The organism is Actinobacillus genomosp. 2 (assembly GCF_029773605.1).
Lineage (GTDB): Bacteria > Pseudomonadota > Gammaproteobacteria > Enterobacterales > Pasteurellaceae > Actinobacillus.
This window is the reverse complement of the sequence record NZ_CP103807.1, coordinates 1,822,501-1,836,461: the sequence shown is the minus strand read 5'-3', so window position 1 is coordinate 1,836,461 and position 13,961 is coordinate 1,822,501. Positions and strand designations below refer to the sequence as shown.

At 41.7% G+C, this 13,961-nt stretch carries 9 protein-coding genes, 2 rRNA genes and 1 pseudogene (1 of these 12 running past the window's edge); 6 read left to right on the top strand and 6 right to left on the bottom strand.

All coding sequences use genetic code 11. The annotated features are described in order from the left end of the window. Nucleotide 1 precedes the first annotated feature (1 nt). The 3 genes from cysW to NYR60_RS09155 are packed head-to-tail and all read right to left on the bottom strand — an operon-like array spanning nt 2 to nt 2,666. Nucleotides 2–817: a sulfate ABC transporter permease subunit CysW gene (cysW, locus tag NYR60_RS09165; RefSeq protein WP_279466889.1), complete on the bottom strand. Its 816-nt coding sequence runs from the start codon at nt 815–817 to the stop codon at nt 2–4. Between the two features lie 13 nt (nt 818–830). After that, on the bottom strand, nt 831–1,643 hold the full coding sequence (gene cysT, locus NYR60_RS09160; RefSeq protein WP_279466887.1) for a sulfate ABC transporter permease subunit CysT: 813 nt from the start codon (nt 1,641–1,643) through the stop codon (nt 831–833). A gap of 18 nt (nt 1,644–1,661) precedes the next feature. Then, nucleotides 1,662–2,666 carry a sulfate ABC transporter substrate-binding protein gene (locus NYR60_RS09155; RefSeq protein ID WP_279467982.1) on the bottom strand — a complete coding sequence of 335 codons (1,005 nt, stop codon included), beginning with the start codon at nt 2,664–2,666 and terminating at the stop codon, nt 1,662–1,664. A gap of 272 nt (nt 2,667–2,938) precedes the next feature. Here NYR60_RS09155 and cysG point away from each other — a divergent pair, with 272 nt between their 5' ends. From cysG to cysI, 6 genes are all read left to right on the top strand, one after another. Then, the gene (gene cysG / locus NYR60_RS09150) at nt 2,939–4,363 is read left to right on the top strand and encodes a siroheme synthase CysG (protein WP_279466886.1); all 1,425 of its coding nucleotides are present in this window, start codon (nt 2,939–2,941) and stop codon (nt 4,361–4,363) included. A gap of 13 nt (nt 4,364–4,376) precedes the next feature. Then, entirely contained in the window at nt 4,377–5,111 is a 735-nt protein-coding gene (locus tag NYR60_RS09145) for a phosphoadenylyl-sulfate reductase (RefSeq protein ID WP_279466884.1), read from the top strand. Between the two features lie 14 nt (nt 5,112–5,125). Further along, nucleotides 5,126–6,052 carry a sulfate adenylyltransferase subunit CysD gene (gene cysD, locus NYR60_RS09140; RefSeq protein WP_279466881.1) on the top strand — a complete coding sequence of 309 codons (927 nt, stop codon included), beginning with the start codon at nt 5,126–5,128 and terminating at the stop codon, nt 6,050–6,052. 93 nt (nt 6,053–6,145) lie between these two features. Then, on the top strand, nt 6,146–7,438 hold the full coding sequence (locus NYR60_RS09135; protein ID WP_279466880.1) for a sulfate adenylyltransferase subunit 1: 1,293 nt from the start codon (nt 6,146–6,148) through the stop codon (nt 7,436–7,438). A 301-nt stretch (nt 7,439–7,739) separates the two neighbouring features. Then, nucleotides 7,740–9,551 carry an assimilatory sulfite reductase (NADPH) flavoprotein subunit gene (locus NYR60_RS09130; protein WP_279466877.1) on the top strand — a complete coding sequence of 604 codons (1,812 nt, stop codon included), beginning with the start codon at nt 7,740–7,742 and terminating at the stop codon, nt 9,549–9,551. A 27-nt stretch (nt 9,552–9,578) separates the two neighbouring features. Continuing rightward, complete coding sequence (gene cysI / locus NYR60_RS09125) at nt 9,579–11,345, top strand: assimilatory sulfite reductase (NADPH) hemoprotein subunit (RefSeq protein WP_279466876.1); 1,767 nt, start codon at nt 9,579–9,581, stop codon at nt 11,343–11,345. Between the two features lie 157 nt (nt 11,346–11,502). Here cysI and NYR60_RS09450 read toward each other — a convergent pair. The 3 genes and pseudogenes from NYR60_RS09450 to NYR60_RS09115 all read right to left on the bottom strand — a co-directional run. Then, nucleotides 11,503–11,646, bottom strand: a pseudogene (locus NYR60_RS09450) (glycosyltransferase family 8 protein); the annotation flags it as partial. Nucleotides 11,647–12,084: 438 nt separating this feature from the next. Continuing rightward, nucleotides 12,085–12,200, bottom strand: a 5S ribosomal RNA gene (rrf, locus tag NYR60_RS09120). A 175-nt stretch (nt 12,201–12,375) separates the two neighbouring features. Continuing rightward, a 23S ribosomal RNA gene (locus tag NYR60_RS09115) occupies nt 12,376–13,961 on the bottom strand; it runs 1,315 nt beyond the window's last position.

Genomic DNA, 13,961 nt, shown 5'->3' with positions numbered 1-13,961 from the left:
ACTATCGTGCTAACTTCGCTTCCGTCCATTGACGAAGAAATAATAAAATTAAAGATAAACCGAGTAATAAAATCGCAACCGAAAATGCCGCCACGATATTGTATTCGTTATATAAAATCTCAATTTGTAGCGGTAAGGTATTGGTTAATCCGCGAATATGTCCAGATACTACCGAAACCGCCCCAAATTCGCCTAACGCACGGGCGGTACAAAGCACCACACCGTGTAATAATGCCCATTTGATATTCGGTAAAGTAACGTGATAGAAAATTTGCCAGCCGTTTGCACCTAATACTGCCGCCGCTTCTTCTTCGGTTGTGCCTTGTGCTTCCATAATTGGAATCAGTTCTCGTGCGACAAAAGGGACAGAAACAAATAATGTGGCTAAAATAATGCCCGGAATCGCATAAACAATTTGAAAATCGACCGCTTGTAAGTACGGATACAGCCAACTTTGTGCGCCGAATAACAATACGTAAATCAGTCCTGCCACCACCGGTGAAATCGAAAAAGGTAGATCAATGAGCGTTAATAAAAATTGTCTGCCTTTAAATTGATATTTAGTTACCGCCCAAGCTGCGGCAATCCCGAAAATCACATTAAGCGGTACGGCAATCGCAGCAGCTAATAAAGTCAGTTTTAGGGCAGCAAGCGTATCTTGTTCGCCAATAGCTGCAAGGAAAAAATCTAGCCCTTTAGCCAAACCTTGTGAGATGACAACTAATAACGGTAACAGTAAGAAAACAATGAATAAGATCATCGCTATACCAATCAAGAGCGTTTCGGCAAGCGGTCGTTTTTTACGTAAGTTTTGCATATTTCTTTCCTTTTTATTTTGCTGTCCGCTTAGCAAAGTAACGCTGAATCAGGTTGATCACAAAAATCAGTACAAATGAGATGATCAGCATTAATGCACCAATAGTTGCCGCACCGATATAATCGTATTGATCGAGCTTAGACATAATTACCAACGGTAGAATTTCAGTTCTAAACGGTAAGTTACCGGAAATAAATACCACCGAACCATATTCTCCGATGCCCCGTGCAAAAGCGAGGGTAAAACCAGTAATCCAAGCCGGTAAAATTGCCGGAAAAATCACATAGCGAAAGGTTTGAAAAGCATTTGCTCCTAAAATTGAGGCTGCTTCTTCGACATCTTTCGGTAAATCCTCCAACACCGGTTGTAGCGTACGAACGACAAAAGGTAAGGTCACAAATAATAACGCTAAGGTAATACCTAATGAGCTATACGCAATTTTGATTTCAAAAAATTGCCCGATAATACCGTTGCGAGCGTAAATCGCCGTAAGAGCAATACCTGCTACCGCTGTTGGTAAGGCAAACGGCATATCAATAAAGGTATCCATCAAACGCTTGCCCCAAAACTGATAGCGAACTAACACCCAAGCAAGCAATAAACCGATAAAACTATTGATGAGTGCGGCACTTAGTGCGGTTTTAAAAGATAAACCTAGTGCAAGTAGCAACTGCTTACTGCTAATCAGTTTAAGAAATTGTTCGGCTGAAATTTGAGCGGAAAAGATAAATAGACCAGCTAACGGAATCAGTACGACAAGACTTAAAAAGGTCAGCGTGTAGCCTAACGAAAGATTAAAACCTGGAATAATTCGAGTTTGCTGCATAACATTTCCTTAGCCTATTTATTGATAAATTTTTTCTAAAATTTGATCGAAGATCGCACTGTCATCAAAAAATTTCGGCTGAATCAATTCCCAACCGCCACCAAAAATCTCGTGCATTTTTAACAGAGTCAAATCAGGAAATTGTTGGCGAAATTCCGCTAAAATTTGACCGCTTGCAGGGCGATAATAATGTTTGGCAATCAGGCGTTGTGCTGCCTCACTATACAAATAGTTCAGATAAGCCTCCGCCTGTTTACGAGTGCCTTTTTTATCTACCACTTTATCCACCACAGCAACCGGCGGTTCAGCAGCAATCGAAACTTTTGGGGTGACTATTTCAAATTGCTCACCGCCTTCTTCCTGTAAAGCGAGATAAGCCTCATTTTCCCAAGCAAGTAAGACATCACCTAAGCCTCGTTGGATAAAGCTCATAGTAGCCCCTCTTGCTCCGGTATCTAATACCGGTACTTGCTTATACAACTGACTTACAAAATCTAATGCCTGCTGTTCTGTACCAAAATGCTGTTTTGCATACGCCCAAGCAGCCAAAAAATTCCACCTTGCTCCACCGGAAGTTTTCGGATTTGGAGTAATCACTTCAATACTCGGATCTCGCACTAAATCCTGCCAGTCATAGATCCGTTTTGGATTCCCTTTACGCACTAAAAACACAATAGTTGAATAATACGGTAAGCTACGTTCCGCCAAACGTTGTTGCCAATTTGGATCAATAAGATCTTGATATTTGTTCAACGCATCAATATCGCCAGCTAATGCCAAGCTGACAATATCCGCTTGTAAACCATCTATCACTGCCCGAGCCTGTTTACCGGATCCGCCATGTGATGTTTTTATCGTGATCTGTTCACCGCTTTGCTGTTGCCAATAGTCAGCAAACAGGCGGTTATATTCTTTGTATAGCTCACGGGTCGGATCATAAGAAATGTTTAATAACTCAACCGCATAAGTCTGTGCTGACAGCATTAAACAAGCGGTTAAAAAGTAGAATTTTTTTACAATCATCATATAAATCCTCATATTGATTAAAAATCTAACCGCTCAAGTCGCTTTAACAAAGAACCGAAACTTTATTGATATAACCATATGGAATAAAAATAGTAAAAAACATCACAAATTGCTTATTTTAAAACAAAAGACCTTAGATCAAGCCTTTAAAACTGCGATTTATTCCAAAAGACTATAATCTATATCCTGTTATTATTTTTCAGAATAACAAATTTCTCTTATAACTTAATGCAACAAATCGTGGCTTGTTTTAAGCGAGTGGAGAAAAAATGAATTACTTACCAATTTTTGTAGATTTAAAAAACCGATCGGTATTGGTCGTTGGTGGCGGACATGTTGCTGTGCGTAAGATCGATGCATTATTAAAAGCCGGTGCATCAGTCAAAGTGGTGGCGGACAAACTCCATTCATCACTGCAATCATTAACGGATGAGGGAAAAGTGGAATGGATTGCGAAAACATTTGAAGCGAGTCAAGTTACCTCTAGCTATTTAGTGATTGCAGCAACCGATGACAATACGTTAAATCAACTTGTGTTTGAAACCGCTGAAAGCCAACAACGTTTAGTCAATGTGGTGGATGACCAACCTCGTTGTAGTTATATTTTTCCTTCAATTATCGACCGTTCTCCGGTGCAAATTGCGATTTCAAGCGGCGGTGCAGCACCAGTATTAATTCGTTTGTTACGTGAAAAACTAGAAGCGTTAATTCCACATAATTTAGGTGCAATGGCAGATATTGCGACTCGTTGGCGTAGTGCGGTCAAAACCCAATTCCCACAATTAACCCAACGTCGCCGTTTTTGGGAAAAATTATTTACCCATCAAAGTTTTCAGCGTCTGACTGAAAATCATCAAATCGAACAAGCGGAAGCGGTATTGGAAGCGGAATTACATAACAATAATCCGGTTTTAGGCGAAGTTTCGTTAGTTGGTGCGGGGCCGGGCGATGCCGGATTACTCACCTTAAAAGGTTTACAAACGATTCAACAGGCGGATGTGGTGTTATATGACGCTCTAGTTTCCGAGGCGATTTTAGAATTGGTTCGCCGTGATGCGGATAAAGTGTTTGTCGGTAAACGAGCCGGTAAACACAGCGTCAAACAAGAAGATACTAATCAGTTACTGGTGAAATATGCCAAACAAGGCAAACGTGTAGTGCGTTTGAAAGGCGGCGATCCGTTTGTATTCGGGCGTGGCGGCGAAGAATTGGAAGTGCTTAAAGCAGAAAATATTCCGTTTAGTGTCGTACCGGGCATTACTGCCGCACTAGGAGCAACCGCTTATGCTGGGATTCCGCTCACCCATCGAGATCACGCACAGACTGCAATGTTTATTACCGGTCATTTGAAGCCAGACGGTAGTCAACTTAAATGGGAAACGCTTGCCCAAGGCAATCAAACATTAGTGGTTTATATGGGGATGATTAAAGCTGCCGAGTTATCCATAGAATTACAAAAACACGGTAAACCGTCCGATACACCAGTGGCAATTATCAGTAACGGTACGTTGCCAAATCAGCAAGTACAAACCGGCGTATTAAGTGAATTGGCAGAACTTGCCGAAAATGCCCCAACACCGGCATTGATTGTGATTGGCGAAGTGGTCAAATTACAAAAAGAACTTGAATGGTTCGGCAAAGAAGCTGTGCAATTTGTTTCAACCCAAGAAACGCTATGGAAACAAGCCGCATAATGGAGAGAATCATATGAATTTTTTTAATCCGACATTATGGGCCATCCCAACACCGTCCGAAGCGGATTTTGCAAATCTTAACCAAAAAGAAACCGCTTTATATGAGCGTATGCAGCAGATTAGCCAACAACATCACAATGTGAAATTCGCTAGCAGTTTAGCGGTGGAAGATATGCTGATTACCGATGTGATCGCCAAAAGCCAAGCAGACATAACCGTGTTTACTTTGGAAACCGGGCGTTTAAATCCGGAAACATTAGCCTTGGTCGATAAGGTCAAAGAAACTTATCCGGCTTTAGATTTCCAACGTTATTATCCCGATACACAAAAAGCGGCGGAATATGATCAACAAAAAGGTAAATTTGCCTTTTATGAAAGCGTGGAATTACGCCGAGAATGTTGTTTTATCCGTAAAATCGAACCACTTAATCGAGCCTTACAAGATGCGGATGCGTGGCTAACCGGACAGCGCCGAGAACAATCAGTGACTCGTACCGAACTTGCTTTACACGAACAAGATACGAGCCGAGGTATCGATAAATATAATCCGATTTTCGATTGGTCTGAATTAGAAGTTTGGGCGTATATCTTAAAACATCAAATTCCATATAACGAACTGTATAAACAAGGTTTCCCGAGTATTGGTTGCGAGCCTTGTACCCGTCCGGTCAAAGCCGGAGAAGATATCCGAGCCGGTCGTTGGTGGTGGGAAAACAAAGACAGTAAAGAGTGTGGATTACATAAATAAAAGGATCTGAAAATATGACAACACAAAATAATATTGAAAACGGACATTTAGATTGGCTTGAGGCGGAATCAATTTACATCATTCGTGAAGTGGTGGCGGAATGTAGCAATCCGGCATTACTATTTTCCGGTGGTAAAGACTCAGTCGTATTACTCGCTTTAGCTCGTAAAGCCTTTCAGTTGGAAGGTAGAGAACTTGTTTTACCCTTCCCATTAGTGCATATCGATACGGGACATAATTATCCTGAAGTGATTCAATTCCGTGACGAACAAGTGAAAAAATTAAATGCAAAATTAGTCGTCGGTCACGTCGAAGATTCAATAGCTAAAGGTACGGTGGTGCTACGCAAAGAAACCGATTCTCGTAATGCGGCACAAGCGGTCACTTTATTAGAAACGATTGAAGCCAACGGTTTTGATGCCTTAATGGGTGGTGCAAGACGAGATGAAGAAAAAGCTCGTGCCAAAGAACGCATTTTCTCGTTCCGTGATGAATTTGGTCAATGGGATCCCAAAGCACAACGCCCGGAATTATGGTCGCTTTATAATGCTAAATTACATAAAGGCGAAAATATGCGTGTATTCCCGATTTCTAACTGGACGGAACTCGATATTTGGCAATATATCGAACGTGAAAAACTCGAGTTACCGCCGATTTATTATGCACATGAGCGTGAAGTAGTAGAACGCAACGGCTTACTCGTGCCGGTTACTCCTCTCACACCAAAGCAAGCGAATGAGGAAAGCAAGCTGGTTTCGGTACGTTTCCGTACCGTAGGTGATATTAGCTGTACTTGCCCAGTTGCTAGCACCGCTGCGACACCGGCAGATATTATCAAAGAAACCGCAGTCGCCGAAATTTCAGAACGCTCCGCCACTCGTATGGACGACCGAGCTAGCGAAGCAGCAATGGAACAACGTAAAAAACAAGGTTACTTCTAAATTCTACTCAACAAGCTAATTTGCCCCAACGGGGGAACACAAGATGTAACCTAGTGTGGCTTTGCCGTGCTAGGAATAAAAGGATAATAAATTATGAGCAATTTAAACCAATATGCCCCACTTCGTTTCATCACCGCCGGTAGCGTAGATGACGGTAAAAGTACCTTAATCGGGCGTTTACTTTACGATAGCAAAGCGTTATTAAGCGATCAGTTATTAAGTTTAAATAAATCTAAAAATGCCGGTGAAGTGATTGATTTTTCGATTCTGACAGACGGCTTAGAAGCAGAACGTGAGCAAGGTATCACAATTGATGTGGCATACCGTTATTTCTCCACCGCCAAACGCAAATTTATCATTGCCGACACTCCGGGACACGAACAATATACGCGTAATATGGTGACCGGTGCTTCAACTGCTAATGCTGCTGTGGTGTTGATTGATGCTTCGCAATTAGATTTTAGCCAAGCAGAGTTGGAGTTGTTGCCACAAACCAAACGTCATTCGGCAATCCTAAAACATTTACGGACACCACATGTTATTGTATCGGTAAATAAAATGGATTTATTGGATTTTGATGTTGCAAAATTTGAAGCAATTACCACCGCTTACCGCAAGTTAGCCGATCAGCTTGGCATTCAACAGGTGCAATTTGTACCGGTTTCTGCGTTGCAAGGCGACAATATCGTTCATAAAAGCGAACGCACACCTTGGTATGACGGAGAGCCGTTACTCACCATTTTAGAAAACTTACCGAGCAACGAGAATTTATCGGAACGCACAGCAGATTTTCATTTTCCGGTGCAACTAGTCAGCCGTTTAGATCAAGATAAAGCGGATGATTTCCGGGGTTATCAAGGCAGAATTGAGGCAGGTTCGGTGAGTGTTGGCGATACGATTCGAATTGAACCGAATGGCTACACCTCGACCGTATCGGAAATTATTAGCCCGAATGGTATCGTGCAAAGTGCGGTTGCTGGTGAGCAAGTCACGATTCGTTTAGCGGATGATATTGATATTTCTCGTGGCGATACTTTTGTGGCACAACATTCACCGATTACCGCAACAAAACGCTTAATCGCTACGGTATGCTGGTTTGATCAACGAGCGTTAAATCCAGCTCGTAAATATGTGCTAAAACACACTACACAAACTGTGTTTGCCAAAGTGACCGCTGTTGATCACGTATTGGATGTAAAAACCTTGAGTAATTCAGCGGAAGCGGACAGTTTAAAATTAAATGATATCGGCGAGTTACAACTCAGCTTACAAAAGCCGATTACCGCTACCACTTATGCACAAAATGTTGCGACGGGCTCATTTATTTTAATTGATGAAGCAACCTATCACACAGTTGCTGCAGGGATGATTCTCGCGACTGAATAAAGATTCACCTTAAGCACAAGCGGTCTAAATTTGCTAAAAGTTTGCAAATTTAGACCGCTTTTTTATGCTTATAAACGACATAAACACATAGCAAAATCTTTATTAATATTCCTAAAATGAATAAGAATCTCAAGTTTTATCTTAGCTAACCATAAATTCTCTTATAAATGCTAATCTAACCGCTCATTTAACATTTTATATTCCATTCAGCTCTAAACTATTCCCTGTTAGTATTTTTAAGAATAATAAAATCCCTCTATAAATACACTATTGAAATATTTTTTAAACGTGGGGATTTTATATGAGCGTTGAAAATAAAGGGGAATTACCTTTATCTACTGAAACTGTCCAAGTTTTAGCAAATTTAAATCATTTACAACTGGCGTGGCTATCTGGTTATGCCTGGGCAAAAGCTCAAGGTGTAAAGAGTATTGGTGAACATTTTGCAAAAAACACTTCTGATTCGACCGCTTTAGTGGCAACAGAACCACTGAAAGTGGCTGTCCTTTCCGCTTCACAAACCGGCAATGCTAAATCAGTTGCCGATAAATTAACGGAGCGTTTAACAGCTATCGGAGTAAATGTCACACGTACATCTCTAAAAGATTATAAAGCCAAAAATATTGCCGATGAAAAACTCGTATTATTGGTAACATCTACACAAGGCGAAGGCGAAGCACCGGAAGAAGGTGTGCTGTTATTAAAGCTAATCAATGGTAAAAAAGCACCGAAATTAGACCGCTTGCAATTTGCCGTATTAGGCTTAGGCGATTCTTCTTATCCAAATTTCTGCCAAGCCGGCAAAGATTTTGATCGTCGTTTTGAGGAGTTAGGTGGTTCTCGTTTATTTGATCGCGTTGATGCCGATTTAGATTTCCAAGCAACTGCGGATCAGTGGATCAATGAGATTGTCGACATCATTAAAGCTAAAAATAACGAAGGTGTAACGGCGAATTTAGCATCAACAACATCTCAAAGCTCCGTAGCAACGAACCAATCAAAATACAATAAAGAGAACCCTTTTCCTGCAACCTTAATAACTAATCAACGTATCACGGCTAAGGATGCAGAAAAAGATGTACGTCATTTAGAGTTTGATTTAAGCGGATCCGATTTGAGCTACCAATCTGGCGATGTACTGGGTGTTTATTTTGAAAACGATCCTGCATTGGTAAATGAAATCCTGACTGCTATCGGTTTAACTGGAGAAGAACAAGTAACTCTGCAAGATCAAACGCTACCGTTATCTACTGCTTTACAAACGCAATTTGAATTAACTCAAAACACAGTGGCTTTCGTTAGAAACTATGCAGCACTCGCCAATCACTCAGAATTAGACGCGATTGTAGCGAACAGTGAGCAATTACAAAATTTTGTACAAAATACACCGCTTGTCGATGTACTTAATCGCTATCCGGCAACACTCTCTGCTGAGCAATTTATTGCTTTATTGCGTCCGATTACCCCTCGCCTATATTCGATTTCTTCCGCACAAGCTGAAGTTAGCGAAGAAGTACATCTTAGTGTTGGGGTTGTTCGCTATGAACATAATGGCAAAGCACGTGCCGGCGGTGCATCAAGTTATTTAGCCGATCGTGTGGAAGAAGACGGACAAGTGCGAATTTTTATTAAACATAACGACAATTTCAAATTACCACAAGATTCTTCCAAACCGATCATTATGATCGGTTCCGGTACTGGTATCGCACCATTCAGATCCTTTGTACAACAACGTGCTGCTGATGAAGCTGAAGGTAAAAACTGGCTGATTTTTGGTAATCAACATTTTGCTTCCGATTTCCTCTATCAAACCGAATGGCAACAATTTGCTAAAGACGGTTTCCTACATAAATATAGCTTTGCATGGTCACGTGATCAGGAGCAAAAAATTTATGTACAAGACAAAATCCGTGAAGAAGCCAAAACGCTATGGCAATGGCTACAACAAGGGGCTTATATTTATGTGTGCGGCGATGCAAGCCGTATGGCGAAAGATGTTAATCAAGCCTTATTAGATGTAATTGCCCAACAAGGTAATCTGAATGCGGATGAGGCAGAAGAATATTTAGATAATTTACGTGAAGAAAAACGTTATCAACGTGATGTTTATTAAAAAACAGTGGAATTTAGGAGTGAGAAAATGAGTGATAAAAAAACCAAAGGCTTAGAGTGGCAAGAGAAACCGTTGTCTGACAACGAACGTTTAAAAACAGAGAGTAATTTCTTACGTGGTACGATTTTAGATGATTTAAAAGACGGTTTAACCGGTGGCTTTAAAGGCGATAATTTCCAATTAATTCGCTTCCACGGAATGTATGAACAAGACGACCGTGATATTCGTGCCGAACGTTTAGAAGAAAAACTTGAGCCGTTAAAATTTATGCTACTACGCTGCCGCTTACCTGGCGGTATTATCAAACCTTATCAATGGATTGAAATTGATAAATTTGCCCGTGAACATACTCGTTATCAGTCGATTCGTTTAACCAATCGCCAAACATTCCAATATCACGGTGTACCCAAAGGCAAATTACAACCGATGCACCGTTTGTTACATAGTATCGGTTTAGATTCTATTGCGACTGCAGCTGATATGAATCGTAATGTACTTTGTACTTCAAATCCGATTGAAAGCGAATTACACCAACAAGCGTATGAGTTTGCGAAAAAAATCTCTGAACATCTCCTACCTCGTTCTCGTGGCTACTTAGATGTTTGGGTCGATGGCAAAAAAGTCGAAAGTTCGGACGATTTACTCAAAATTGAAGAAGAGCCGATTCTCGGTAAAACCTTCCTACCGCGTAAATTCAAAACCGCGGTTGCTATTCCACCGCTTAACGATGTGGATGTATATGCCAACGATTTAAACTTTATTGCGATTCAAGATGAAAACGGACAACTATGTGGCTTTAACGTATTAGTCGGTGGCGGATTATCCTTCGAACACGGTAATACCAAAACTTATCCAAATGTGGCCTATTCACTCGGCTTCGTACCATTGGAACACACGCTTGCTGCAGCCGAAGGCGTAGTCAAAACTCAACGTGATTTCGGTAACCGTTCCGACCGTAAAAATGCTCGTGTACGTTATACCGTACAAAATATGACGCTTGACGGCTTTAGAGCGGAAGTAGAGCGTTGTATGAATATCAAATTCGAACCGACACGCCCGTATGAGTTTACAGAACGAGGCGATCGTATTGGCTGGGTAAAAGGTATCGACAATAACTGGCACTTAACCTTATTTATCGAAAGTGGGCGTATTACCGATAAACCAGAAAAACCTTTAATGACAGGTGTTCTGGAACTCGCTAAAGTACACAAAGGTGATTTTCGTATCACAGCTAATCAAAATCTGATTGTGGCTAATGTGGCGGAACAAGATAAAGCACAAATTGAGGCGATAGCTCGTCAATACGGATTAATCCAAGAAATCTCAAAATTGCGTGAGAATGCGATGTCTTGCGTATCCTTACCAACTTGCCCATTAGCCATGGCAGAAGCGGAACGCGTATTACCGGATTTTATTACTGAACTCGATAAAGTTCTGAGTAAACACCACGTTTCCGATGAAAGTATTATTACCCGTATCACCGGCTGCCCAAATGGCTGTGGGCGAGCAATGCTAGCGGAAATCGGCTTAGTTGGTAAAGCAATTGGACGTTATAACCTGCATATCGGGGGTGATCGTGCCGGTTTACGTATTCCTCGCTTATATAAAGAAAATATTACTTTACCGGAAATCGTAAATGAAATTGACCAATTAGTTGCACGCTGGGCAACTGAACGTCAAGCGAATGAGGCTTTCGGTGACTTTGTTATTCGTACTAATATCATTGCTCCGGTTGTCAATGCTCATATTGATTTCTGGGATGCCACAAAAATTATTCCAACAAAACAACAATAATCTAAAACTCGTGGCATAACACGCCACCTTGCGGTCAATCTGTAAAGTAGGGCAGATTGACCGCTTTTTTATTCTTAACGTTTATTCTAATATCCAATCGATTTTCACAGCCGACAACCAACGATTTATAAGCACAATTATAGTGAATAACTAACGGCTACAATCCATCAATATCTATAATCTCCGAATACAATTTAAAATGATTTAATTGCTGTAAGTAATAATAATTACCAAATTGATCATTATATTTTCGATGTAAAGACAACCAAGTATGCCGAAACAGCATATTTAAAATATCTTGATCTCCTAAATACCCACCTTGGCGATTATATTATTCAATGGCTTCCAACACTTTTATTGTAAATCTGGAATTTCTCGCCATTTTTATTATTTAACAACACGCAGAACTAAAGAAAATAAGGATAGTAGTCTAATATCGAAATGCTTAAAAGTAACGGTTACTCAAAATATAGTCTTCAACAACACATGGAATCATTTTCCCAAAACACGCGGTCAAATTTCCTTTATTTGTTGCAAATCCAATAAAAAATCATACACATATGTATAAAACAGTTCGGGCTAAATCGAGGAATAAATAAATGAGAGAATAAAGAAAAAAGCAGAAAGAAATGAATCAATAAAAGGAATAAAACAATGAAAAAATAAAGTGTCGAAAAAGCAAAAACCCCAGAGCTATCACTAACTCTAGGGTTCTCTCTTCGCTTTCGCGCTAAATTCAATCTGGCGATGCCCTACTCTCACATGGGGAACCCCCACACTACCATCGGCGTTACTGCGTTTTACTTCTGAGTTCGGAATGGAATCAGGTAGAGCCACAGCACTCTGGTCGCCAGAATATTCTGTTGATGACCTTTATCTTCTTTATTTGTCTTTCTCTTCGTTCTTTATCTGCTTTTTATTCGCACTTTAAATTCGAAACAAGCTGTTTACTGATTTTTTCATCTTCTTTAGTTTTTAGTCTTTTCTAGCTTTTCACTTCGCTCTACGCCCAAAAACACTTGAGCGTTGTATAGTTAAGCCTCTCGGGCAATTAGTATGTGTTAGCTCAACGTATCACTACGCTTACACACCACACCTATCTACGTCGTAGTCTCCAACAACCCTTACAGTCTTATAGACTGGGAGAACTCATCTTAAGGCAAGTTTCGTGCTTAGATGCTTTCAGCACTTATCTCTTCCGCATGTAGCTACCCAGCAGTGCCTCTGGCGAGACAACTGGAACACCAGTGATGCGTCCACTCCGGTCCTCTCGTACTAGGAGCAGCCCCCTCTCAATTCTCCAACGCCCACGGCAGATAGGGACCGAACTGTCTCACGACGTTCTAAACCCAGCTCGCGTACCACTTTAAATGGCGAACAGCCATACCCTTGGGACCTACTTCAGCCCCAGGATGTGATGAGCCGACATCGAGGTGCCAAACACCGCCGTCGATATGAACTCTTGGGCGGTATCAGCCTGTTATCCCCGGAGTACCTTTTATCCGTTGAGCGATGGCCCTTCCATTCAGAACCACCGGATCACTATGACCTGCTTTCGCACCTGCTCGACTTGTCTGTCTCGCAGTTAAGCTTGCTTATACCATTGCACTAACCTCACGATGTCCGACCGTGATTAGCAAACCTTCGTGCTCCTCCGTTACTCTTTGGGAGGAGACCGCCCCAGTCAAACTACCCACCAGACACTGTCCGAGACCGCGTTCCGCAATCTTCGTTAGAACATCAAACGTTAAAGGGTGGTATTTCAAGGACGCCTCCACAATCACTGGCGTGACTGCTTCAAAGGCTCCCACCTATCCTACACATCAAAATTCAATGTTCAGTGTCAAGCTATAGTAAAGGTTCACGGGGTCTTTCCGTCTAGCCGCGGGTACACCGCATCTTCACGGCGATTTCAATTTCACTGAGTCTCGGGTGGAGACAGCCTGGCCATCATTATGCCATTCGTGCAGGTCGGAACTTACCCGACAAGGAATTTCGCTACCTTAGGACCGTTATAGTTACGGCCGCCGTTTACTGGGGCTTCGATCAGGAGCTTCTCTTTCGATAACACCATCAATTAACCTTCCAGCACCGGGCAGGCATCACACCCTATACGTCCACTTTCGTGTTTGCAGAGTGCTGTGTTTTTAATAAACAGTTGCAGCCAGCTGGTATCTTCGACCGGTTCAACCTTCAGCGGTAAACGCTTACAATCTACGCCGGCGCACCTTCTCCCGAAGTTACGGTGCTATTTTGCCTAGTTCCTTCACCCGAGTTCTCTCAAGCGCCTGAGTATTCTCTACCTGACCACCTGTGTCGGTTTATAGTACGGTTTAGTATAACCTGAAGCTTAGTGGCTTTTCCTGGAAGCGTGGTATCGGTAACTTCATCTCCGTAGAGACTCGTCATCACTTCTCGGTGTTAACAGAATTCCGGATTTGCCTAAAATTCCCACCTACCGGCTTAAACAGACATCCAACAGTCTGATTACCTAACCTTCTCCGTCCCCACATCGCAATTATACCAAGTACGGGAATATTAACCCGTTTCCCATCGACTACGCTTTTCAGCCTCGCCTTAGGGGCCGACTCACCCTGCCCCGATTAACGTTGGACA